21 protein-coding genes and 1 pseudogene are annotated in these 23484 nt (G+C 44.1%); 18 read left to right on the top strand and 4 right to left on the bottom strand.

Annotation, left to right across the window (positions count from 1 at the left end):
• Position 1: 1 nt before the first annotated feature.
• The 12 genes and pseudogenes from HUX74_RS16695 (at position 2) to HUX74_RS20830 (ending at position 13169) form a co-directional block, all read left to right on the top strand.
• Positions 2 to 3133, top strand: coding sequence for a tail fiber domain-containing protein (locus tag HUX74_RS16695; protein WP_174647048.1), 3132 nt, complete (start codon positions 2 to 4; stop codon positions 3131 to 3133).
• Position 3134: 1 nt separating this feature from the next.
• A complete protein-coding gene (locus HUX74_RS16690; protein WP_174647047.1) occupies positions 3135 to 4235 on the top strand; it encodes a hypothetical protein in 1101 nt (366 codons plus the stop codon).
• Between the two features lie 40 nt (positions 4236 to 4275).
• Complete coding sequence (locus HUX74_RS16685; RefSeq protein ID WP_174647046.1) at positions 4276 to 4563, top strand: hypothetical protein; 288 nt, start codon at positions 4276 to 4278, stop codon at positions 4561 to 4563.
• Entirely contained in the window at positions 4560 to 4766 is a 207-nt protein-coding gene (locus HUX74_RS16680; RefSeq protein ID WP_117596113.1) for a hypothetical protein, read from the top strand. Before HUX74_RS16685 ends, HUX74_RS16680 begins: the two co-directional genes overlap by 4 nt.
• A 148-nt stretch (positions 4767 to 4914) precedes the next feature.
• Positions 4915 to 5220, top strand: a complete 306-nt coding sequence (locus HUX74_RS16675) for a hypothetical protein (RefSeq protein WP_254592880.1) — start codon at positions 4915 to 4917, stop codon at positions 5218 to 5220.
• 58 nt (positions 5221 to 5278) lie between these two features.
• On the top strand, positions 5279 to 6001 hold the full coding sequence (locus HUX74_RS16670) for a hypothetical protein (RefSeq protein ID WP_174647045.1): 723 nt from the start codon (positions 5279 to 5281) through the stop codon (positions 5999 to 6001).
• 142 nt (positions 6002 to 6143) lie between these two features.
• A pseudogene (locus tag HUX74_RS16665) lies at positions 6144 to 7715 on the top strand (TonB-dependent receptor plug domain-containing protein); the annotation flags it as partial.
• A 26-nt stretch (positions 7716 to 7741) separates the two neighbouring features.
• Positions 7742 to 8155: a DUF2141 domain-containing protein gene (locus tag HUX74_RS16660; RefSeq protein WP_117601676.1), complete on the top strand. Its 414-nt coding sequence runs from the start codon at positions 7742 to 7744 to the stop codon at positions 8153 to 8155.
• 51 nt (positions 8156 to 8206) lie between these two features.
• Positions 8207 to 10894 carry a transglutaminase domain-containing protein gene (locus HUX74_RS16655; RefSeq protein WP_117964207.1) on the top strand — a complete coding sequence of 896 codons (2688 nt, stop codon included), beginning with the start codon at positions 8207 to 8209 and terminating at the stop codon, positions 10892 to 10894.
• Positions 10895 to 10945: 51 nt separating this feature from the next.
• Positions 10946 to 11743 carry an RNA methyltransferase gene (locus HUX74_RS16650; RefSeq protein ID WP_117964208.1) on the top strand — a complete coding sequence of 266 codons (798 nt, stop codon included), beginning with the start codon at positions 10946 to 10948 and terminating at the stop codon, positions 11741 to 11743.
• A 26-nt stretch (positions 11744 to 11769) separates the two neighbouring features.
• Positions 11770 to 12807, top strand: coding sequence for an alcohol dehydrogenase (locus HUX74_RS16645; RefSeq protein WP_117601679.1), 1038 nt, complete (start codon positions 11770 to 11772; stop codon positions 12805 to 12807).
• A 218-nt stretch (positions 12808 to 13025) separates the two neighbouring features.
• The gene (locus HUX74_RS20830) at positions 13026 to 13169 is read left to right on the top strand and encodes a hypothetical protein (RefSeq protein WP_226791205.1); all 144 of its coding nucleotides are present in this window, start codon (positions 13026 to 13028) and stop codon (positions 13167 to 13169) included.
• Positions 13170 to 13388: 219 nt separating this feature from the next.
• Here HUX74_RS20830 and HUX74_RS20825 read toward each other — a convergent pair whose 3' ends face one another.
• Positions 13389 to 13553 (bottom strand): hypothetical protein, encoded by a 165-nt coding sequence (locus HUX74_RS20825; protein ID WP_227186277.1) that lies wholly within the window; start codon positions 13551 to 13553, stop codon positions 13389 to 13391.
• Positions 13554 to 13693: 140 nt separating this feature from the next.
• On the opposite strand from HUX74_RS20825, the gene HUX74_RS20820 reads away from it, so the two are divergent.
• The gene (locus HUX74_RS20820; RefSeq protein ID WP_254592878.1) at positions 13694 to 13927 is read left to right on the top strand and encodes a transposase; all 234 of its coding nucleotides are present in this window, start codon (positions 13694 to 13696) and stop codon (positions 13925 to 13927) included.
• Between the two features lie 444 nt (positions 13928 to 14371).
• Here HUX74_RS20820 and HUX74_RS16635 read toward each other — a convergent pair whose 3' ends face one another.
• Positions 14372 to 15382: a GGGtGRT protein gene (locus HUX74_RS16635; protein WP_057089564.1), complete on the bottom strand. Its 1011-nt coding sequence runs from the start codon at positions 15380 to 15382 to the stop codon at positions 14372 to 14374.
• Positions 15383 to 15400: 18 nt separating this feature from the next.
• Complete coding sequence (locus HUX74_RS16630; RefSeq protein WP_005831848.1) at positions 15401 to 16102, bottom strand: iron-sulfur cluster assembly scaffold protein; 702 nt, start codon at positions 16100 to 16102, stop codon at positions 15401 to 15403.
• Between the two features lie 555 nt (positions 16103 to 16657).
• Here HUX74_RS16630 and HUX74_RS16625 point away from each other — a divergent pair.
• The 5 genes from HUX74_RS16625 (at position 16658) to metH (ending at position 21971) form a co-directional block, all read left to right on the top strand.
• Complete coding sequence (locus tag HUX74_RS16625) at positions 16658 to 17155, top strand: DMP19 family protein (protein WP_117964215.1); 498 nt, start codon at positions 16658 to 16660, stop codon at positions 17153 to 17155.
• An 81-nt stretch (positions 17156 to 17236) separates the two neighbouring features.
• Positions 17237 to 18166 carry a hypothetical protein gene (locus tag HUX74_RS16620; RefSeq protein ID WP_117601625.1) on the top strand — a complete coding sequence of 310 codons (930 nt, stop codon included), beginning with the start codon at positions 17237 to 17239 and terminating at the stop codon, positions 18164 to 18166.
• A 4-nt stretch (positions 18167 to 18170) separates the two neighbouring features.
• Positions 18171 to 18743 carry a Yip1 family protein gene (locus HUX74_RS16615; RefSeq protein ID WP_117601624.1) on the top strand — a complete coding sequence of 191 codons (573 nt, stop codon included), beginning with the start codon at positions 18171 to 18173 and terminating at the stop codon, positions 18741 to 18743.
• 8 nt (positions 18744 to 18751) lie between these two features.
• Entirely contained in the window at positions 18752 to 19204 is a 453-nt protein-coding gene (smpB, locus tag HUX74_RS16610) for an SsrA-binding protein (RefSeq protein ID WP_005831836.1), read from the top strand.
• Position 19205: 1 nt separating this feature from the next.
• Positions 19206 to 21971 carry a methionine synthase gene (gene metH / locus HUX74_RS16605; protein ID WP_174647044.1) on the top strand — a complete coding sequence of 922 codons (2766 nt, stop codon included), beginning with the start codon at positions 19206 to 19208 and terminating at the stop codon, positions 21969 to 21971.
• A gap of 77 nt (positions 21972 to 22048) precedes the next feature.
• On the opposite strand, the gene HUX74_RS16600 is transcribed toward metH, so the two are convergent.
• Positions 22049 to 23473: a transglycosylase SLT domain-containing protein gene (locus tag HUX74_RS16600; protein WP_174647043.1), complete on the bottom strand. Its 1425-nt coding sequence runs from the start codon at positions 23471 to 23473 to the stop codon at positions 22049 to 22051.
• Between the last annotated feature and the right edge of the window lie 11 nt (positions 23474 to 23484).

The following is a 23484-nucleotide window of genomic DNA, read 5'->3' as shown; positions in this document are numbered from 1 at the left end:
TATGCAATTTACAAGAACAAACATAAATAAGACATTTCGTAACGGTGTAGTTAATGCCAGTAATGTAGCTGTTACTAATGTTGGCGGTGGTGGGGGAAGTTCTTCTTTAAGTGGAAACTTTCTACCTGCTGTTAATAATGGTGATGGTTCTTATACTGTAGATTTATCAAAGGTAGTGTTTACTGGAAACTTAATTGGTGAAGGTGAAATTACTGCTTATGGTCAAGGTTCTACAGGTGGTGGAAGCACTTCTACAGGTTCAGTTACTATTTATGATGGTTTGGATTCTGTAGCTGTAGATGCTGCTTTATCAGCCAATCAAGGTAGGATATTAAGAGAGATGATATTAGAAGCTGGAACTGGTGGTAGTACACTATTATCTAAATTGGAAGATGTAACACTGACTAATCTGGCAGACGGTCAGATATTAAAGTATGATGCAACTTCTAAGAAGTGGGTTAATGGTGATGGTACTAAGGTTACTTGGACTAATATAGAAGGGAAGCCAGCAGCACTTACAGATGCTAATATAGCTAAGTGGAATGAGAACAGCCATACACATACTAATAAGACTACATTAGATAAGATAACAGAAACCAATCTTACTAGTTGGAATAACAAACTAGATAAAGCAATATGGGATAAAGCGTTTTACTTTGATAGTGCAGGTGATTTAAGAGCAAAAGTTAATGTAATAGGCGAGAAAGAAATTAGTGCTTATGGTGCTGGAACTACTTCGGGTGCTGGAACTGTAACTATAGTGGATGCACTTACCAGTACAGCTACTGACTGTGCTTTAAGTGCTAATATGGGTAGAATCCTTAAAGATATGATAGATTCTAAAGGTAGTGTTTCTAGCTGGGAAGATATAACCGATAAACCTAGTTGGATAACATCTACAAAACCTTCTTATAGTTGGAATGAGATTACTAGTAAACCTAGCACCTTTACACCTTCTGAACATACACATAATTATGCCAGTTTGGTTAAGGTAGGTAATACTGCTTATAATGCTGCTAGCAATGTTATTAGTTTACCTGCTTATCCTACTTTATCTAGTTTGGGTGCAGTTAGTTCTACAGACTTTAACGCACATATAGGTAACACTACATTACATATTACTAGTACTGAAAGAACCAACTGGAATGATGCCAACAGCAAGAAGCATACACATTCTAATAAGTCTGTACTGGATGGAATAACATCTGCTAAGGTTACTAATTGGGATGGTGTGGTAACTAACTGGAATAAGGCTTTTTACTTTGATTCCAATGGAGATTTGAAGGTTAAAGTGAATGTAATTGGTGAGAAGGAAATTTCAGCCTATGGTGCAGGTGCTTCTGGTGGAAGTGGTAGTATTACTATAGTAGATGCTTTAACCAGTACGGCTACAGATGCAGCACTTTCAGCCAATCAAGGTAGGATTCTAAGGGAATTGATTGATAATGTTGGCGGTGGTGTAAGTAGCTGGAATGATTTAACAGATAAGCCAAACTGGATAACTGATACTAAACCTTCTTATAGCTGGTCTGAAATTGGTAGTAAACCTTCAACATTTACCCCCAGTACGCATACACATAATTATGCTAGTACTGTTAAGGTTGGTTCAACAAGTTATAATGTTAGTGGAAATACTATCAGCTTACCAGCATATCCTACAGTACCTTCTGCTTTAAAAAATCCTAATGCACTTACTATTAGCTTGAATGGTACTTCACAGGGTGCTTATGATGGTAGTGCTGCAAAGAGTTTCAATATAACAGCAGCTAGTGTAGGTGCAGCAGCCAGTTCGCATAGTCATTCAATTAGTAATGTTAGTGGTTTACAAGATGCCTTAAATGGTAAAGCAGCTAGTAGCCATAATCATAATAGCAGTTATGTATCTGCATTAGGAACTAATGGCAATTACCTTACTTGGACAAAAAATGGCACTACTAATAATATTACAGTTCCATACGCTAGTAATTCAGACAAGTTAGATGGAATGAACCATACTGATTTTGAGAGTTATAAACTTGTAACAATAGATACCTCTGGTTTGAATAATAATACTTGGTATCCTGTAACTATGGTTATTGGAAACTCACAACAAACAAGAATCAGAATCGAAGGCAATACTAATGCTAATGCTACTTGGAATAGTAGAGGTGATAAAAATATGGCTCTAATACTGGACTATACAGTTAATGGTTCACAATGGGGCTGGACTCAAGTAGTAAGAACTATACACGCTTATCAAGAAGGTGCTGGAACATCTAGCTGTTTAAGAGGATTGGGACAGCTAACAAATTCTTCTACAGAATATGTATATGTGAGAGGTGGGGCTAAATATAACTTCTATGTCAGTAGATTTATAACACCTACTTTGAGAACATCTTCATATACTGCTAGTAGTCAATCAGTAGCACCTACTACATCTGCACCAGCAGCTATAAGTAGAAATGTGGCATATATTTCTGATACAGTAGCAGCAGCTAATAAGGTTACTAATTCTATATCATTTGCAGCAGGTTCATTTGGTACTAAGTCCTATAATGGTAGTACAGCAGTAACAGTAAATGTACCAACACATACCAGCCATTTGACTAATAATAGTGGATTCATTACTAGTAGTGCTAGTATCAGTGGTAACGCTGGTAGTGCTACAAAACTACAGACAGCTAGAACTATTAACGGTACTTCATTTAATGGTACTGCTAACATTACTACGGCAAATTGGGGTACTACTAGAAGTATTTATATCCAAGATGCTACAGCTACTAATACCAGTTCGGCAGTTAGTGTAAACGGTGGTGGTAATGCTTATTTGAAATTACCAACTAACATTAAAGTCGGTACACTTACAGCTACAGGTGAAGTGACTGCTTATTCTGATATTAGGCTTAAAACAGACATTCAGCCATTAGAGAATAGGGGTTACATTAAACCTGTTACATATAAGAAGGATGGTAAGGACTGTATAGGATTCATAGCACAGGAAGTAAGGGAACTATATCCAGAACTAGTTATAGAAGATAATACAGAAGATAAATATCTATCTGTCAATTATGCACAGTATGTAGCAGTATTACAAGCACAGATTATAGACCTTAAAAAAGAGATAGACGAATTAAAGAATATAAAAACTAAATAATATGGCTTTAGCGAGTTCGGGTATAACAACAAGTTTAGTCGGAAACACATTAGGCATATCAAATAGAAATGTAGGTGGATTATGTACTAGTAGTAATGTGAATCCGTGGTCAAAGTGGAAGCCTATACATAGTACTGTATCTACAATGACTTTAGGAGAGTTGAAGAATAGGAACTATGGAATCCAGATAATTCAAGCCAATAACCCAACTTCATTAGTAAGTGCTATTAAGGCTAATGGAAATAAAGGCTACACATACAATAAACCTACTGGCGGTTCTAATAGTCCTTATAGATTGGGTGACTTTAGAAATTATGAACATAGTGCTACTATGCCTTTGTATGCTACTTATAAAGATGGTGCTGTACAAAATATAGGCGGTGTAACTTCTAGTAATCACGCTTCTTATGAAAAACCACTAGCAGGTATAGAATCTAGCACACCAGGGGGTGATACTTCTAGTTTAACTTATCTTACTAAAGATGATATATATGTAGTATATGGTACTGATGGAAGTAAGTTGAACCTTCATAGAGGTGCTTTAGTAACAGATGGTAGTAAATCTTATTGGTATAGTGGAAAGTTGTACTGGTGGACTACACAAATGCAGCAGTTTAAAGGTAAGACTGTACAAGTATATGAGTTTTTAACTAATGCAGTTAGTACACCTACTTCACCACATACAGGTAATGCTAATGATAGATTCTTAGCCTTACCTATGCCAGTAGCATCTATACAAGTTAAAGCAGATGTAGTAGCAGGAAGTCAGAAGGTACAAATTATCTTTAAGGCACAGCAAAGAGAAAATAATACTAAGTACTATGATTGGGAACTACAATTTAGTGCAGTAGGTTCTACTTATAGAGGTGGCACAATTAATAATATTGCAGTTAAGCTATGTAAGGATAACAAAGGTATTAATCAGATTGCTTCTGCTAGTGGTCTACCTAAATCACTTACAGTTAATGATGAAACAACTTCACAGAAATATACTGGTTCACTTTATAATAATAGCACATCTTCTATTTGCTGGCTATGTTTATGGTTTGATAACCAGTTACAAAGGTCTATACAAGCACTTATGCCAATGCCTATACCTTAATAATCAGATATAACCAATAGCATATTTAAACTTTAAAACTATGGCTACAACTATCGAAATGCAGCACACAAATTACAATGTAGTAACAGATAATGGAACAATGAAGTTAGAAGGTACATTCAATATTGATATGAATGGAAAGATGAACTATAATGTTAGTATCTACCTTATTGAAGATATGAAATATATTGGTGATGCTAACTACTGTGAACTGGATGGGGGATTAGTTAATTATAACTATAACCTTCCAGCAGCTAATAAGGCTGATGTAATAGCATTAGTAGATACATCCATTCAAGAAATTAAAGTTAAACAATCAGCAGAATGACAAAAGAAGATAAGCTAAACTTACAATTAATATCAGCAGCAGTATTAGTAATAGTAGGCTGTGGTTTATTAATTGGAGGGTTCTGTGTAGCACCATTAGGAATAATAGACAGCAGCGTACTTATTGCCTTTGGTGAAACTTGTACCTTTGCTGGTGCCTTGTTTGGTGTAGATTATCATTATCGGATGATATTTAGAAAGTAAATAAATTTAGCCTGTAGTCTGGTGATAGATTGCAGGCTATTTGTTTATGTGGCTACTTTGTAGTACATTTGCAGCGTGATTCTGATAGCACTATTTGTCTGAATAGCCAGTATAATAGTGTGCTGGCATAATTTAAACTTTTTATATTATGATACAGAATCAAGAATCACAGATGGATGTTCTTTCAGTATTGGTTTCAGCAGACCGCAAGGATTTAAGTAAGGCTTTTGGTGTTGGTTTGTATATTACAGACAACGACACTGTAGAACAGGTTACGGCTAAATGTAAAACTTATATCGCAAGATATGAACTATACATAGCCAATCTTAAAGCTGTGCTGGCGATTCCAAGCGACGATTTGGAGTCTAAAATGCGAAAGGCTAAGGCTTATCGCTACATTCAATCTCTTACAGAGGATGATAAAGCAGCCTTGAAGGAGTTGATAGGTCAGTAATTGGAAGGACTTCAAACAATGGGGCTAGCTTCGGCTAGCCTTTTTTATTTTAAGATGTATGGAGTATAAGAAGTATGGAAGAAAGATAGTGGATGCTATCGAAGGTATAGATAACCCAGCCTATAAGGTATCATTAGATTGTATTAGAAGAAGCCATTTTACATTAGGCACTTTAGTTATAGCTAATACTATCTATGATGGATTTATAACACTATGCCAGTCTAAGAACTATCTATGTGCTATTCAGCAAATAAGGATGCAGATAGATAATTGTATGACTATATTTGCTAGCCAGTTAGTAAAGAACCAGACTTCTTTCTATAACCACTTTGATAAAGGTGGGGCTTTGAATCAGATGAAAGTAAAGGGTAATGCACTAACTACTAATTATCTTCTGGAGTTATTAGATGAGAAGTATATAGGTATTAGGGATATATACAGGGAAGGCTGTAAGTGGATTCATCCTACTAGCAAACGATTGAACTTCTATTATATTACACCTTTGACTAATGGAGAGCCAACTAGTATAGTAGGTTATAAAGATAAGGAATATAGTATAGTTAATGGGTTAATGGCAGATACATTACTGGAAGATATATGTAATGATATGTACTATGCTATGGATATACTACTAGAGTTAGTAAATGAACAGATAAGGCTACAGAAAGAAGAAGCTAGTGCTGTTACTACTGATGAACAGCTAATGAATAACATAGATGAAGTATTTGATAAGATAGGTATTCAAGTAGTTTTAGATAAGGGGAATGGGGTAATATTTTAAGCTGATAGTCGGTTAAACCCCAGCCTACCCTACTTTTCACGGCTGTAAGTTTCCAAATATGCAAAAGGTTGCATTATTTAACATTCTTCATAAATGATTGATAATCAATCTATACGAATGGTTAAAGTATTTATTCTGTTGTTCCAATGGAATAAATACCCCTTCGCGTAGTCGTTATTCCACCTTCATGTTCAGTGGGGTGAATTTTGCTTCCGGCGGGGCTTCGCAGGAGTACGGAGAGGCTCTTTCGGCTGTTCTGCCCTTAGAAACCAAGGATTATAGTAAAGTGGATAAGGTGGGCGTGAATGCTTCCGTAGTCGGTGTGGGCGGGGGCGGTACCAAGACTTTGGACCGTGGCTCCTTGTCCGTCGATCTGAATTACCAGAATCTGAGCTTATATGACAAGGTTTATTCCGGACGGACAGAATTTGAGCGGCCCTACCGGATGTTTTCCGGTGCCACCCAGTTCCGTCATACCCCCGGCGATGCGACGGTTTTTAAGATCTATGCGCAATATGACCGGACAGACTTTTCTGCCTATGAGGGGGATGAACGCAGATTGTTCGCTCTGGCCGAAGACAACATCTACGTCAATGCTACCTTTCGCTATCGTGCGGCAGGTGGATGGGACTGGTTTGCAGGGGCTGCTTATTCCTATTATAATCGGGAGGTCAACGCTGCTGCTGTTTCGGGAGATAATTGGCTGGAACGCCAGTGGGAGTTGCATTTGAAGACTAAGATGTCTAGGCGCTTCTCGTCAGTATTCCACCTGGATATGGGGGTGGAGAGTTATATCCGTAACTATCGGAATTGTTATCTATACTCCGACATAGACGATGCCAACCAAATGTCCCCCACTATCAGTGCAGGTTTCTTTTCGGCTGCTTACTATCCGCTGGAGCGCTTGAAGGCAGAATTGTCTTTCCGTACGGAGTACACTTCTCTGAACCGGAAGATGAATTTTTCTCCGCGTCTGGCGGTAAATTACTATTTGGGGGATATGATGCTCTCTGGCATAGTGGGCCGCTACACGCAATTGCCCGAAAATGACTGGTTGGTACGTAACCGGAAGTTGATGTCCGAGGTGTGCATGCAATATAATCTGGGGATGCAATACGGTTATGAAGGACGTTTCTATAAGGCAGAACTTTATTATAAAGACTATAGCCGCTTGGTTCTGGAAGAAACAGATGCTGGAACGGGGAGTGTACTTCTGACTTCCGGTGGATACGGATATAGCAGAGGTGTAGACTTGTTCTTCCGCGACCGGATTTCGATAAAGAATCTGGAATACCAGTTGTCCTATACGTATAACATTTCCAAGCGTAAATATCAGAGTTGTTCCGAGCTGACCATTCCCCAGTATGCCACTCGGCATAACGCGGCATTGGTTGTGAAATATTCCTTGCCCCGTCTTCACTCCATCATCAGCTTAACGAACCGTTTCAGCACGGGGCGTCCCTATCATAATCCATTGCTGCCGGGGTTGATGAACGATGAAGTGAAGCCTTATAATAGCTTGGATTTAGGGGTGACCTTTCTGGCGAGCAAGAAGGTGATTATCCATGCTTCCGCCAGCAATATCCTCGGTCGCAAGAATGAGTTTGGCAAAGTAGACAACAAGGCTGTCCTGGCTTCCCAAGACCGTTTCTTTTATGTAGGAGTGTACGTCACTTTGGGGAAGAAGGCTGCTTACGATGTATCCAATTTCTAATGATAACTCTTTAAAAAAGAACAAAGATGAAAGCAATGATTATTTTTTTAGTGTTTGTGTTACAAAGTGTTGCCCAGATGCTTTTTGCTCAGAACCTGACCATTGAAGTGCGTGACATTGAAAAGGTGGAGGGACATCTCTACGTCGCCCTCTATAACTCGGAAGAGGCGTTCATGAAGAAACCCTTGACCGCTTTCCGGATAGATGTAAAAGATACGTCGCTCTCCATCCCTTGCCAGGGACTTCCTGCGGGCACGTATGCCATTTCCCTTTTCCAGGATGAGAATGGAAACGGGAAGCTGGATAGCGGGGCTTTTGGCATCCCTACGGAGAAGTTTGGTTTCAGCAATGATGCCGAAGGCATGATGGGGCCTCCGTCCTATGCCAAATGTAGCTTCATTTTCTCCGGAGACATGACTTTGGTGATACATCTGAAGTAAAAATTGAAATATAATCCTTATTTTTGTGGCTCAACCTCAATAATAAGGATTATGAAACGAGTTGCACGACTTCTGGGATTTCTTGGAGTGGTATGTCTGCTGTCCTCTTGTGGCGGACGTTCTTTCATTACAGACGCTTCTTACCGCCAACGTGTGGAGCAGGACTTCAATCAAAAAAAGGAAAGGTTACCGCAGGGTGATTTGTTCGCTATTTTCGATGCGGACCTGACGCCGTATGAGCGTGAGGCACTGGAGTTTCTCTATGCCTATATGCCTTTGGCAGACATAACCGACTACCCCGGCGAATTTCATCTGATGAATGTGCGAGCCTCTCGGAAGGCGGCCGAGGAAATGCCTTGGGGAGAAACGGTGCCCGAGGAGGTGTTCCGTCATTTCGTGCTTCCGGTGCGGGTGAACAATGAGCATCTGGATAGTGCACGGGTAGTGTTTTACGAAGAACTGAAGAATCGTGTCAAGTCTCTGTCCCTTTATGATGCCATTCTGGAGGTGAACCACTGGTGCCACGAGAAGGCTATCTATACTCCCTCCGATGCCCGTACCAGTTCGCCTTTGGCAACGGTACGCACGGCATACGGGCGTTGTGGTGAGGAATCTACCTTGCTGGTTGCCGCCTTGCGTTCGGTGGGCATTCCTGCCCGTCAGGTCTACACCCCCCGGTGGGCGCATACGGACGACAATCATGCGTGGGTAGAAGCATGGGCAGACGGGAAATGGTATTTTCTTGGAGCCTGCGAACCGGAACCGGTACTCAACCTTGGCTGGTTCAATGCTCCGGCCAGTCGCGGTATGTTGATGCATACCAAGGTCTTCGGACGTTATGAAGGAGCGGAGGAAGTGATGTCCGTCACTCCTACTTATACGGAAATCAATGTAATCGGTAACTATGCAGCGACAGCCAAGTCCACCGTTACGGTAACGGATGGGCAAGGCAATCCGGTATCTGATGCCTGTGTGGAGTTCAAACTCTATAATTATGCGGAGTTCTATACTGTGGCCCGGAAACAGAGTGATGAAGAGGGAAAAGCTTCCTTGACGGCTGGCAAAGGCGACATGCTGGTATGGGCCTCCAAAGACGGAAAGTTCGGTTATGCCAAACTGTCTTTCGGCAAGGACCATGAACTGACAGTGAAGATGGACAAGACTGTCGGTGACGGCCATGCGGTAGATTTTGAACTTGTGCCGCCACCCGAAAATGCGGAGTTACCGACGGTTACGCCCGAACAGCGTGCGGCGAACGACCGCCGCATGGTTCATGAAGATTCCATCCGCAACGCTTATGTGTCTATGTTCATGACGGATGAGACAGCACGTTATTTTGCCCGGCAGTACAAGCTCGACGAAGATGCCGTTTCACGGATACTGGTCGCTTCCAGAGGAAACCACCGGGTCATTGCCGACTTCATGGCACGGTTGCGCTCTGAAAAGTCCAAAAGAGGAGGTCTGGACCTGCTCCAACGGATTTCGGCAAAAGACCTCCGCGACGTTACGCTGGAAGTTCTGATGGACCACATGCAATCCCGTATGTGCAAGAATGCCGACCATTTCCGCAGATATGTGCGCAATCCACGCGTAAGCAACGAGATGCTGACCCCCTATAAAGGCTTTTTCAAGAAAGCCGTCTCAAAGGAAGATGCTGAGGCATACAAGGCAGAACCGATGAAACTGGTGGCATGGGTGGCCCAAAATATCCGGGTAGACAATGACTGTAATCTGGGAGGGGCTCCCATTTCTCCAGAAGGGGTCTGGAAGGCCCGTGTGGCTGATGCCCATAGCCGTGACATTTTCTTCGTCTCCATGGCACGCAGCATGGCAATCCCTGCCCGTATCAACGGAGTGACCGGCAAAGTACAGTTGATAGGGGATGATGGTGTGACGGATGTGGACTTGAACCATCATCCGGAAGAGCCGGTCTTTATGGCGGAAGGAATTGCTTCGAAGGGAAAGTTAGTGGCTTCCTATAAGCCTATCCGTTCGTTGGACAACCCGAAATACTATTCTCATTTCACCCTTTCCAAACTGACTCCGCAGGGTAGTTTACAGTTGCTTTCTTATGACGAAGGCGATACGGATATGGGCGGTGGTACTACCTGGAATAGCCTGCTGAGGGAAGGAACTGCTCTGGAGGCCGGAGGTTATGTTTTGGTGACAGGTACACGCCTTGCCAGCGGTACGGTACTTTCTAAAACCACCTTTTTCAATATTCTGCCGGAGAAGACAACGGAAATTGAATTGGTGATGCGCGAGAGCGAGGATGAGGTGCAGGTTATCGGGAACTTTAATTCGGAGTCTCTCTTCACTCCGCTGCCGGACGCCGGCTCCGCAGCCCGGCAGAGTCTGCTGCAGGCTTGTGGGCGCGGTTACTTTGTCGTAGGCATTCTGGGTGTCAACCAAGAGCCAACCAATCATGCGTTGCGCGATATCGCTTCATTCAAGGCTGATTTGGAGAAGTGGGGGCGTAAGATGGTGTTGCTGTTCCCTAATGAGGCCAAAGCCGGCAAGTTCGCCCGCGAGTCATTCCCCGATTTGCCCTCTACCATTATTTATGGTATAGATACGGACGGTATCGCTGCGCAGATTGCAGAAAGCATGAAGTTGAAGCATAAAGAGAGCCTGCCGATATTCATCATAGCCGATACTTTCAATCGGGTGGTCTTTGTATCGCAAGGATATACCATCGGACTGGGAGAACAACTGATGAAGACAATAAAGGGGTTATAGGGCTTTCTGCTATGAATTGTAAATAGTAATTGTCAAATAATAAATCATCCGATGCCTATTATCGAAATATCATCTTTGACTCATCCCGGTGTGGAGATCTTCAGTACCCTTACCGAAGCCCAGTTGCGCAACCGCCTTGAGCCGGACAAAGGGCTGTTTATAGCTGAGAGTCCTAAGGTTATCAAGGTGGCTCTGGATGCCGGCTACGAGCCTTTGGCCCTTTTGTGTGAGCACAAGCACATCTATGGGGATGCTGCTGAAATCATTGAACGTTGTGGCGATATACCCGTCTACACAAGCGGTAGGGAATTGCTTGCCGAGCTGACCGGTTACGTCTTGACACGTGGTGTTCTTTGTGCCATGCGCCGTCCGGTTCCGAAGAGTATGGAGGACATCTGCCGGGGAGCCCGGCGTATTGTGGTTATTGACGGGGTGGTGGATACCACCAATATCGGGGCCATCTTCCGTTCGGCAGCAGCTCTTGGCATGGATGCCGTGCTGTTGACGCGTAATTCCTGCGACCCTCTGAACCGTCGTGCGGTCCGAGTTTCAATGGGAACGGTTTTTCTTGTGCCGTGGACGTGGATGGACGGTCCTTTGGATACGCTTGGTGAGTTGGGCTTCCGCACGGCGGCCATGGCGCTTACGGACAATTCCATTTCCATAGACAATCCCGTTTTGAAGACCGAGCCCCGGTTGGCTATTGTGATGGGTACTGAGGGAGATGGTCTTTCGCACGAAGCGATTGCGGGAGCCGACTATGTGGTTCGTATCCCCATGGCGCACGGTGTCGATTCTCTGAACGTGGCGGCTGCGGCGGCCGTTGCTTTCTGGCAACTTCGCGTTTAAAAGTGATAACTCAAAAAACATATATTATGTTGGCATATACTTATATTGAACACGGAAAGTTTGGATTGCTTGAGAAACCGATACCAGTATTGGAGGATGCACGCGATGCTATTGTGCGGGTGACATTGGGTAGCATATGCACCAGTGACTTGCATATAAAGCATGGAAGCGTACCGCGCGCTGTACCCGGAATTACGGTAGGACACGAAATGGTGGGCATCGTAGAGCAGGTGGGTGCCGACGTTGAGTCGGTAAAGCCCGGCGACCGTGTGACTGTGAATGTGGAGACTTTTTGTGGTAAATGTTTCTTTTGCCGTCGCGGATATGTGAACAACTGTACCGATCCCAATGGCGGTTGGGCTTTGGGGTGCCGTATCGATGGCGGCCAGGCGGAATATGTACGTGTGCCCTATGCCGACCAGGGGCTGAATCGTATTCCCGATACGGTAAGTGACGAGCAGGCGCTCTTGGTAGGCGATGTGTTGGCCACCGGCTTCTGGGCCGCCCGTATCTCCGAAATAACCGAGGAAGACACTGTACTCATCATCGGTGCCGGGCCGACGGGTATTTGTACCCTGCTTTGTTCCATGCTGAAGAAGCCCAGTCGCATTATTGTCTGCGAGCAGTCGGCCGAAAGAATCCGTTTTGTCCGCGAGCATTATCCGGAGGTGCTGGTCATTGGGCCGGAAAACTGCAAAGACTTTGTGAGGAAGCATAGCGACCATGGTGGGGCAGATGTCGTACTTGAAGTTGCCGGCACGGAAGATACTTTCCGCTTGGCATGGGAGTGTGCCCGTCCCAATGCCATTGTCACCATTGTGGCGCTTTATGACCAGCCTCAGTTATTGCCCTTGCCGGAGATGTATGGTAAGAATCTTGTCTTCAAGACCGGTGGTGTGGATGGGTGCGATTGTGCCGAGATACTGCGCCTGATAGCGGCGGGACAGATAGATACCACACCACTTATCACACATCGTTTCCCATTAGAGGAAATTGATGAAGCCTACCGTATTTTTGAGAATAGGCTGGAGGGGGTGATAAAGGTGGCGATTGTGGGTAGATAGAAAAAAAGGCTGTCTCAAAATGAGTTTGAGATGGCCTTTTTTGTGTCTGCAAAAAAATCGGACAAGCCCTAACTTCTCTCAGCCAGAACTTGCTCGTGTCCCTAATTTTTCGTATCTTAGGGAATCAAGTCAAGATATCCCAAGGATAATGTTTAAAAGTTACACCTCCAACGATAATCTGCTTTTGCCTCCATATTTAGGCGATTTTATTCCCCAAAATGATCCAGTTCGGGTTCGTCTGGGGCTCCGTCACCAAACAGGAACTGCGTGATTCCGCTCCGGTCACATATCAGGATATCACCCCGAAGAAAGTGGAAAAGGCACTCGTGCAGATAGATGATACCCTGAACGGGGGATGCTGACAGGAAAATGAAAGCAAAGGTAAGACGTCTAAGGAAGTCATGGCCTGAACAATTCAAAAAATATGAATCATAGGGGAAAATACTTGATGGACGTGACAGCTACTCAAAGACAGACAATGACGCCACTTTCATGCGCATGAAAGAGGAGCATATGAGGAACGGACAATTCAACTCCGGATATAATTCCCAGATCAGTACCAATAACCAGTTCATTTTGGGCTATAACTCTCCATCAGTGTGTGGGTGATACTTCCACCTATCCTCTCCCTTTATGGCAGATATCTTGACGTATCTGTCTGTGATGCCGGATACGGAAGTGAAGAGAACTATCTGTATGCTTTCAGACATGGCATTGCATGCTTCGTAAAGTACAATTATTTTCATAAAGAACAGAAAAGTAACTTCAGAAACAATCCGTTTCTGAAGTTACTTTTATTATAATGAAGAAACCGACGGCATGTATTGTCCGATGGGACAGAGAATGGAAAGACTCTCCGATGCAAGGTGGATAACAGGCAACGGTTTTGTGCAGACCAAGATACAGGGTATCTAACTGTAAGGGCTGCCCGTTAAGATGCCGGTGTCACAGAAGCCGCTCGGAAAGGATAGTACAGGTGAATCACCGTCTGAGAAAAATCAAGGAAATAGAACGTGAAAAGTTCATGTCGCCGGAAGGCCTTAAATATCGCAATCAGCGACTGCAGGATGTGGAAGCCGTATTTGGAAACCTCAAGAACAACAAGCAGTTTGATAATTGATAATTGAATTAATCTGATACGAAGTTAACCATATTACAGAGGGGAAACTAATGTAAACTAAATGTTCTTGAATTTGAAGGTAGAGGTGTAAAGTAAATAAAGTTGTATGATTGAAGTAATTTCATTACATGCCATTAATAATATAAGATAGGAGGTGTTTAATATGATTTTGATATTAGTTGATACATAGTGACTTATGAATGTCTTGCTTTGTTGTGACGGTATAGATACTCCGTCACAAGTACGTCACAAAATTAGCAATAATGTGGCAATTTATAGAGAATTTATAGAGTATAATATAGGACACCGTCACAATTGATAAGGTGATGCTACTAAAGAATGATAGGTATAGGTGAGTAGAGCAAGGATAGCGTGGAAGTCTGTTAAAACAAGAAGAGCCTTCCCTAAGGAAAGCTCTTCATATATAATCTGTATATCAGATGATTACTTGCTCAAAGCAGTAGCAACGTCTACGGCACAAGCCACTGTACATCCTACCATCGGGTTGTTACCGATACCCAGGAATCCCATCATTTCCACGTGAGCAGGAACTGATGAAGAACCAGCGAATTGAGCGTCTGAGTGCATACGACCCATAGTGTCCGTCATACCGTAAGAAGCCGGTCCGGCAGCCATGTTGTCCGGGTGCAGAGTACGACCAGTACCACCACCAGATGCTACTGAGAAGTACGGCTTACCAGCCAATACGCGTTCTTTCTTATAAGTACCTGCAACCGGGTGTTGGAAGCGGGTCGGATTCGTAGAGTTACCAGTGATGGATACATCCACACCCTCTTTCCACATGATAGCCACACCTTCGCGAACATCGTCTGCACCATAGCATTTTACTTTGGCACGGGGACCGTCGCTGTATGCGATTTCACGAACTACTTTCAGTTCACCTGTATAGTAATCGAATTGAGTCTGAACGTATGTAAAGCCGTTGATACGAGAGATAATCTGTGCAGCGTCCTTGCCGAGACCGTTCAGGATGCAACGCAGAGGTTCTTTACGTACCTTGTCGGCTTTAGCGGCAATCTTGATAGCACCTTCGGCAGCAGCGAATGACTCGTGACCTGCCAAGAAAGCGAAACACTTGGTTTCTTCACGCAGCAACATGGCTGCCAAGTTACCATGACCGATACCAACCTTGCGGTCGTCAGCTACAGAACCCGGAATACAAAATGCCTGCAGACCGATACCGATAGCTTCAGCAGCTTCAGCAGCGTTCTTGCAGCCCTTCTTAATGGCGATGGCGCAACCTACAACGTATGCCCATTTTGCATTTTCGAAACAGATGGGCTGAGTTTCTTCACAAGTCTTATAAGGATCGAGACCATGAGCTTCGCAGATAGCATTGGCTTCTTCGATGTCTTTGATACCGTTTGCGTTCAATGCGGCAAGAATCTGCTTGATACGACGGTCTTGGCTTTCAAATTTTACTTCTCTAATCATATGTCTTTCCTCCTTATATTATTCGTGACGTGGGTCAATGTGTTTAACTGCACCTTGCTCTTCAGTGAAGCGGCCGTATGTACCGGTAACTTTCTTCAATGCTTCATTGGCGTCTGTACCTTTCTTGATTTCATCCATAAACTTGCCCAGATGAACAAATTCGTAACCGCAGATTTCGTCGTTCTTGTCCAAAGCGATAGTCTTGATGTAACCTTCTGCCATTTCCAGGTAACGAGAACCCTTAGCCAACGTTCCGTACAATGTGCCTACCTGGCTGCGCAGACCTTTGCCCAAGTCTTCCAAGCCAGCTCCAATCATCAAACCGCCTTCCGAGAAAGCAGATTGGGTACGACCATAAACGATTTGCAGGAAGAGTTCGCGCATAGCTGTGTTGATAGCGTCACAAACGAGGTCAGTGTTCAATGCTTCGAGGATAGTCTTTCCCGGGAGGATTTCTGATGCCATAGCAGCAGAGTGAGTCATACCGGAGCAACCGATAGTCTCAACCAAAGCTTCCTGGATAACGCCTTCCTTTACATTGAGGGTTAATTTACATGCACCTTGCTGAGGAGCACACCAGCCGATGCCGTGTGTCAGACCAGAGATGTCAACAATTTCTTTAGCTTTTACCCATTTACCTTCTTCGGGAATAGGAGCCGGTCCGTGGTTAGGACCTTTCTTCACAACACACATGTGTTCCACTTCGTGTGAATAAGTCATAATTAGCTCTTTTTTAAGTGATATAATTTAAAAAAAACGTAGTCTACTTTTATTAGTCGGGTGCAAAGTTAGTTGTTTTCCCCGTTTCTGCCAACTGTTCAATTTGACTTTTTTCTATAATAATGTGAAATTGTAGTTCGGCGGATGTTTTTCAGACTTTTGCTTTGTACGCCCGAAAGCAGATTTTGAAAAATGAGTTTGCGTTATCCGCTGTCATCCTGCGGCTGAAATGTTATGCCGGAACTTAGGATTAATTTGTTGGGAAAGTGCCTGCAACTGTCCTCAAACTCCCTACTTATTATTCTTACTACACTTGTGTTCCTTTCTTACAACAGCTGTGTCGTTTTCTTACAACAGCTGTGGTAAGAATAATAGGTGCCGATTCCGTACTTAGTTTTCAGGGAGTATGCGGCTAGTTTTTGGACGTTTTCCTCTTAGATATGCTGAATCTGCTTGCAGCAGAACAGAATTGGTCCTTATGATTCCTTTTTTCGCAATTCATTTCTTACCTTTGCCACCCGATTCAATCAATGAGAAACAAATAAGATTCAGACTATGATAGAAGTTACAGATGTGGCATTGCGCCAGGCTGCCGGCGAAGGGATGGATGCGTTTATCGGCGTATTCACCGATGCTTATAAAAAAGAAATAGGCGGAGAAATGACTGCCGAGACGATGCCTTTGCTTACCGGTGAACAGCATTCATTGTTGGCCTATCAGATATTCCGTGATGAAGTGATGGAGGGAGGCTTCTGCCAACTGATTCAAAATGGTTATGGCGGTTATATTTTCGACAATCCGTTTGCCAAAGTGATGCGTTTGTGGAGAGTGGGCGATTTGAGTAAGTTGGTTTATGCTGCCAAGAAAGTATACGATAGCCATCGTGATGACTTGGAACGTGAACGTACAGACGAGGAGTTTATGGCAATGTACGAGCAATATGAGGCTTTCGATGAGCTGGAAGATGAATTTTTGGAAAAAGAGGAGGAATATACAGCTTTGGTTGCTGGCTATGTGGATGAACATTTGGAGCTGTTTGCCAAGATTGTGTAGGTGTGGATTAGCTGATGTAAATGTTAAATGTTACTGTGATATGCAGTATTTAGATTAATCTTTCATTTAATCTTAAAAACAATGAAAAAACGAGGAGAGTACTATATTACTCAATTCTTTTATCTAAATTTGCAAACTCTAATATTTATAGAAAAAAAGATGAAACAATTAAAATTCTTGGTGGTTGCCTTGACATTGTTGATGGGCATTTCGTTTACTTCGTGTTTGAATTCGGATAGTGACCCTTACAATTATGGAGGGGGTATGGTTAAAGTTCAGAACTATATGGGTGTTTATTCTTTTAAAGGTGAGAACGGTGTAACTATAACTCCAACATCTGCCTCAATTTCGGCTTTAGAGGCCAATGGCTTTAAAATGTCTGATATGAGCGATAAGGTAGCACAGATATATTATCGTTGGGATCCTACTCAAGTAGATATACCTGCTGATGAGAAAGATGTTAAGGGGGTTGAATTGTACTCTATTGAATCATTAGATAATACAGTGGAAATAGTTGAACAAAAGGGAGTCGCTGCAAATGATTCCATCAGTAAATCCAATAATGCTGCTATCATTTCGTTAGGATATGATGCTGGTGGTATAAAATATGCTCCTAAGTTTTTCTATGACGATCATACGCTTCTACTTCCGATAAATTATTATATTACTAATAAAAGGCATTTTTTGACGTTAGTGTATTACCCGAATGAGGATAATGGAACAACTTTAAGATTATATTTGGGCCATAATTCTAATGGTGATTCGACATCCACTAATAGCACATCTTACACATTGACTGCAAATACTGGCGGTTATTATGGGTTGGGATTGTTCTATAAAGTATATGATTTAAGAAAGGTTTTTGAACGTTACAAACGTCAGACATCCACTTCTGAAAATCCGACTACTATTGAAATTGTTACGAAAGTAAATTCATATTCACTGAAGTTGGACGATTCTCAAACTAAGGAAGAAGTGTATACTGTTACAAAGGGAGAAACTGAAAAATAAGATATTGAATTACAAAGATTTATTTCATATAGCAATACTACTGATTTCCTCTCCGGCTCGTGCCTGGGAGGAAATTAGTTTAGAGGATAGGCGAAAAGTGTTTGCTGCTTTTGTCTATCCTATGATTGGTTTATGCGGGTTGTCCGTTTTCATCGGTTCTTTGATGAAGATGGGATGGGATGGGCCGCAAAGCTTTCAATATGCCATGACACAATGCTGTGCGGTGGCTGTATCCTTGTTCGGAGGATATTTTTTGGCAGCCTATCTCATCAATGGGCTGCGTGTCCGCATGTTTATGCTGGACAGTGATGTCCCTTTGGCGCAACAGTTTGCAGGTTATGCACTGGTTGTGGTATTCATGCTGAAGATTGTTATCGGCATATTGCCGAATTTCGGCATTATGGCTCTGTTGCTCCAATTCTATATTGTATATGTAGTGTGGGAAGGAAGCAAAAAGGTGATGCAGATAGAAGAAAAATACCGTTTGCGTTTCACCATTCTGTCTTCTATTTTGTTAATAGCTTGTCCGGTGGTCATTGAATGGATATTCAATAAGCTGACGGTAGTGCTAAACTGATAAATGTTATGAAACAAGCTCCTGTAAATATAAAGAATAAGCGTGCTACGTTCGACTACGAACTGACGGACACCTATACGGCTGGCATTGTGCTTACGGGCACAGAAATCAAGTCCATCCGGTTGGGGAAAGCAAGCTTGGTCGATACGTTCTGTTACTTTGCCAACGGCGAATTGTGGGTGAAGAACATGCATGTGGCCGAATACTTCTATGGTTCGTACAACAATCACAATGCACGCAGGGAGCGCAAGCTTTTGTTGAATAAGAAGGAACTTGAAAAACTGATGCGCGGTACGAAAGATCCGGGTTTCACCATTGTTCCCGTGCGTTTGTTTATCAATGAAAAAGGGCTGGCCAAACTTGTGGTGGCACTTGCCAAAGGTAAGAAGCAATATGATAAGCGCGAATCACTGAAGGAAAAAGATGACAAACGCGATATGGCGCGTATGTTTAAAAGATAATATGAGTAAACTTGGTAGTTTGGTGCGTGAGCGCATCCTTATTTTGGATGGTGCAATGGGCACTATGATACAGCAATACAACTTGACAGAGGAAGATTTTCGGGGTGAACGCTTCTCGCAGATTCCCGGACAGATGAAAGGTAACAATGACCTGCTTTGTCTGACACGCCCTGATGTGATACAAGATATTCACCGCAAGTATCTGGCGGCAGGTGCGGATATCATCGAAACAAATACATTCAGTTCCACCCGCATCAGTATGGCCGATTATCATGTGCAGGACTATGTGCGTGAGATGAATCTTGCCGCAGTGCGTCTGGCACGCGAAGTGGCGGATGAGTTTACTTCTCTTACTCCCGACAAACCCCGTTTTGTGGCAGGCTCCGTAGGACCGACGAACAAGACCTGCTCCATGAGTCCCGATGTGAACAATCCGGCCTTTCGTGCCTTGAGCTACGATGAACTGGCCGATGCCTACCGTGAGCAGATGGAAGCGTTGCTCGAAGGTGGTGTGGATGCTTTGCTGATAGAAACCATTTTTGATACGCTGAATGCCAAGGCTGCTATTTTTGCCGCCGGGCAGGCGATGGAAACTGTAGGAGTTCATGTACCCTTGATGCTCTCTGTGACTGTTTCTGATATTGGAGGGCGTACTCTGTCGGGACAAACTTTGGATGCTTTTCTCGCCTCCGTGCAGCATGTCGATATTTTTTCCGTTGGGCTGAACTGCTCCTTTGGTGCCCGCCAGCTGAAACCTTTCCTGGAGCAGCTTGCTGCCCGTGCACCTTATTATATCAGCGCTTATCCCAACGCCGGACTGCCCAACAGCTTGGGCACATACGACCAGACTCCTGCCGATATGGCACATGAAGTAAAAGAGTATATCCATGAGGGATTGGTGAATATTATCGGTGGTTGTTGCGGAACGACAGATGCCTACATTGCCGAGTACTCCTCGCTGATTGCCGGTGCAACGCCCCATCAGCCAGTTCCCAGACCGGAAAATCTTTGGCTTTCCGGGCTTGAACTTCTGGAAGTGAAGCCGGAAAATAACTTTGTGAATGTGGGTGAACGCTGCAATGTGGCGGGTTCGCGCAAATTCTTGCGTCTGATTAATGAAAAGAAATATGACGAGGCGCTCAGCATTGCTCGCCAGCAGGTGGAAGACGGTGCGCAAGTCATTGATATAAATATGGACGACGGACTGCTGGATGCTCAAGCGGAGATGACGACTTTCCTCCATCTGATAGCTTCGGAACCTGAGATTGCCCGTGTTCCCGTCATGATAGACTCCTCTAAGTGGGAAGTGATTGTGGCCGGATTGAAATGCCTGCAAGGCAAGTCCATCGTCAACTCCATCTCCTTGAAGGAGGGGGAAGATAAATTCCTGGAGCATGCGCGTACCATCAAGCAATATGGTGCGGCAGCCGTGGTGATGGCTTTTGATGAAAAAGGGCAGGCAGACACGTACGAACGTAAGATTGAGGTCTGCGAACGGGCATACCGTCTTTTGGTGGACAAGACAGGTTTCAATCCCCATGATATAATTTTCGACCCGAATGTACTTGCCGTGGCAACCGGTATGGACGAGCACAACAATTATGCTGTAGACTTTATCCGTGCCACCGGATGGATACGCAAGAATCTGCCCGGTGCGCATGTCAGTGGAGGAGTGAGTAACCTTTCCTTCTCTTTCCGCGGCAATAATTACATTCGCGAGGCGATGCATGCCGTATTCCTTTACTATGCCATCCGCGAGGGCATGGATATGGGTATCGTCAATCCGGCTACCTCCGTTCTTTACACCGATATTCCCGCTGATATATTGGAGCGCATAGAGGATGTGGTCTTGAACCGTCGTCCCGATGCTGCCGAGCGCCTGATTGAAACTGCCGAACGCTTGAAAGCGGAAGCAGAGGCGGCAAAAACTTCCGGAGGAGAGCGGCAGGCTGCCGCCCATTCCCAACTTGCCTGGAGAGAGGAGACTTCTGTGGAAGAGCGGTTGAAGTACGCCTTGACAAAGGGTATCGGCGATTATCTGGAAGCAGACCTTGCCGAAGCGTTGAAGCTGTATCCCAAAGCTGTTTCTATCATTGAAGGTCCGTTGATGGCGGGCATGAATCATGTAGGCGATTTGTTTGGGGCAGGCAAAATGTTCCTGCCGCAAGTAGTGAAGACGGCACGCACCATGAAGAAAGCGGTTGCCATCCTCCAGCCCATAATCGAGTCGGAGAAAGAAGAAGGTGCAACTGCTGCCGGAAAGGTGTTGTTGGCTACGGTAAAAGGTGATGTGCACGACATTGGAAAAAATATAGTCTCGGTAGTAATGGCCTGCAACGGGTACGATATAGTGGACCTTGGCGTCATGGTGCCTGCCGAAACCATTGTACAGCATGCCATAGAGGAAAAGGTAGACATGATAGGATTGAGTGGCTTGATAACCCCTTCGCTGGATGAAATGGTGCATGTAGCCATTGAGTTGGAAAAGGCAGGCCTGGACATTCCTCTGCTGATAGGTGGTGCCACGACTTCACCGCTTCACACTGCTCTAAAGATTGCTCCGGTCTATCATGCTCCCGTAATCCATCTGAAGGACGCCTCACAGAATGCTACAGTAGCAGCCAAACTGATGAATCCTGAGACAAAGGAGGAACTGGAAGAAGAACTGCATGAGAAGTATCGGCAGTTGTGCGAGAAGAACCGGGAGAAACAAGTAACAACCGTTTCCCTGGAAGAAGCGAGAAAGAACAAACTGAATCTGTTTTAAGAAGGAAGGAAAATAAGGATTAGGGATTAACATTCCTGCGGCATATATTCCTAATATTATGCGCAATTCGTTAATCCCTAATCCTTATTCTTTATCTTCTTCTTGTATTGCTCGAAACGTGACGTAATATCCCTTACGAAGTTATAAGTTTCGATGCCACGGAAATAGCCGTTTTTGCAGACGGGGTCGGTGAAGTATTCCTCATTGCTTTTTAGCAGGATGAAGTTTTCTACATTATCACGCCAGACATATTTGTTTTTGCCGTATTTTTCGGCCAGTGCCATGGCATCCAGCACATGCCCGATACCAGAATTATAAGATGCCAGCACAAAGTTGATGCGTTCTTCCTGGGGTATCTTGGAAAAACTTTTGGCTGTGGCGCCTATGTATTTCACGGCAGCCTTTATACTCTCTTCAGGGTTCTGTTCCTTTCCTTCGGGTAGCCCCATAGCCCTGGCTGTGGCAGGCATCAGTTGCATCAGCCCCCTGGCACCGGCCCAGGATACGGCAGTGGAGTCGAAGTTGGACTCAGTATATGCCAGAGACGCCAGCAGGCGCCAGTCCCAGTCTATCTTGGGAGCATATTTCTTGAACAAATCATCGTAATGGGAAATTTTTCCTTCGCGCAGGGAGAGGATAGGAGAGTGGGGAATGGCCTTGCCGATTTCAAAATATCGTTTCATACTTGCCGTATAGGCAGGTGAAGTCATATTCTCTTCATGCCATTTGTTAGCGGCGGCTGCCAGTTGCGGACAGTCTTTCCGGACTGCCCACGATGCACGCTGGTCAAAGCTGATGGAGAGTCTGATATTCAGGTTGGGGTAATAGGTCGTATTAAGCTGTGCCACATCATTGTCTGCTACGGTATAGGGGATTTTCCCTTGTGCCACTTGGGTGATGAGGTCTTCTGCACTGATACTGTCGTTGGTCACTTTATGGATGTGGATACCTCCTCCGAGCTCTTCGTCCAGATTGACCAGCCGTTCATAATATTTTCCCGGCTTTACATATACATCTTTCCCGATGAGTTCCGTCACGTCTTTCAGTGGTTTGGTACGTCCGTTATTACGTTGCACGATGACTTGGTGCGTGATGACCTCTTCACCGCAATAAAGCAGACTGTCTTTCCATTCTTTAGTGATAGGCAGGTTGTAGGCAATGAGGTCTCCCTTGCCTGCTAATAACTTCTCTATGAGTTCGTGCACATTCCGGGCTACCTCTATTCTCAGCTTTACCCCCAGGCTCTTGGCAAACTGCTCGCTTAGCTCATATTGGAATCCCATATCCTGGCCACGGTAGATGAAGTAGGAAGTGGAGCTGTAGAGAGTCAATACAACCAGTTCTCCGCTGTCCTTTATCTGTTGCAGGTCATCCGCTTCTTCTTTTTCGGCAGGATGTCCTCCACGGCACCCTGCGATACAGCACAACAACAGTAAGATAATTGAGACGGGAGAATTGATAATGGATGATTTATGTTTGGCGAGAGAAAATAAACTGTTCATATCTCATAGAT

This window comes from Bacteroides sp. Marseille-P8574, from assembly GCF_902825465.1.
Taxonomy (GTDB): Bacteria; Bacteroidota; Bacteroidia; order Bacteroidales; family Bacteroidaceae; genus Bacteroides; species Bacteroides uniformis.
Note: the sequence above shows the minus strand (reverse complement) of the source record. Positions and strands in the feature narration are given on the sequence as shown.

What these genes read in the sequence shown, in the direction of transcription:
- HUX74_RS16695 (WP_174647048.1), top strand. Translation starts at nt 2, where the DNA reads ATGCAATTTACAAGAACAAACATAAATAAGACATTTCGTAACGGTGTA.
- HUX74_RS16690 (WP_174647047.1), top strand. Translation starts at nt 3,135, where the DNA reads ATGGCTTTAGCGAGTTCGGGTATAACAACAAGTTTAGTCGGAAACACA.
- HUX74_RS16685 (WP_174647046.1), top strand. Translation starts at nt 4,276, where the DNA reads ATGGCTACAACTATCGAAATGCAGCACACAAATTACAATGTAGTAACA.
- HUX74_RS16680 (WP_117596113.1), top strand. Translation starts at nt 4,560, where the DNA reads ATGACAAAAGAAGATAAGCTAAACTTACAATTAATATCAGCAGCAGTA.
- HUX74_RS16675 (WP_254592880.1), top strand. Translation starts at nt 4,915, where the DNA reads ATGATACAGAATCAAGAATCACAGATGGATGTTCTTTCAGTATTGGTT.
- HUX74_RS16670 (WP_174647045.1), top strand. Translation starts at nt 5,279, where the DNA reads ATGGAGTATAAGAAGTATGGAAGAAAGATAGTGGATGCTATCGAAGGT.
- HUX74_RS16660 (WP_117601676.1), top strand. Translation starts at nt 7,742, where the DNA reads ATGAAAGCAATGATTATTTTTTTAGTGTTTGTGTTACAAAGTGTTGCC.
- HUX74_RS16655 (WP_117964207.1), top strand. Translation starts at nt 8,207, where the DNA reads ATGAAACGAGTTGCACGACTTCTGGGATTTCTTGGAGTGGTATGTCTG.
- HUX74_RS16650 (WP_117964208.1), top strand. Translation starts at nt 10,946, where the DNA reads ATGCCTATTATCGAAATATCATCTTTGACTCATCCCGGTGTGGAGATC.
- HUX74_RS16645 (WP_117601679.1), top strand. Translation starts at nt 11,770, where the DNA reads ATGTTGGCATATACTTATATTGAACACGGAAAGTTTGGATTGCTTGAG.
- HUX74_RS20830 (WP_226791205.1), top strand. Translation starts at nt 13,026, where the DNA reads ATGATCCAGTTCGGGTTCGTCTGGGGCTCCGTCACCAAACAGGAACTG.
- HUX74_RS20825 (WP_227186277.1), bottom strand. Translation starts at nt 13,553, where the DNA reads ATGAAAATAATTGTACTTTACGAAGCATGCAATGCCATGTCTGAAAGC.
- HUX74_RS16635 (WP_057089564.1), bottom strand. Translation starts at nt 15,382, where the DNA reads ATGATTAGAGAAGTAAAATTTGAAAGCCAAGACCGTCGTATCAAGCAG.
- HUX74_RS16630 (WP_005831848.1), bottom strand. Translation starts at nt 16,102, where the DNA reads ATGACTTATTCACACGAAGTGGAACACATGTGTGTTGTGAAGAAAGGT.
- HUX74_RS16625 (WP_117964215.1), top strand. Translation starts at nt 16,658, where the DNA reads ATGATAGAAGTTACAGATGTGGCATTGCGCCAGGCTGCCGGCGAAGGG.
- HUX74_RS16620 (WP_117601625.1), top strand. Translation starts at nt 17,237, where the DNA reads ATGAAAAAACGAGGAGAGTACTATATTACTCAATTCTTTTATCTAAAT.
- smpB (WP_005831836.1), top strand. Translation starts at nt 18,752, where the DNA reads ATGAAACAAGCTCCTGTAAATATAAAGAATAAGCGTGCTACGTTCGAC.
- metH (WP_174647044.1), top strand. Translation starts at nt 19,206, where the DNA reads ATGAGTAAACTTGGTAGTTTGGTGCGTGAGCGCATCCTTATTTTGGAT.
- HUX74_RS16600 (WP_174647043.1), bottom strand. Translation starts at nt 23,473, where the DNA reads ATGAACAGTTTATTTTCTCTCGCCAAACATAAATCATCCATTATCAAT.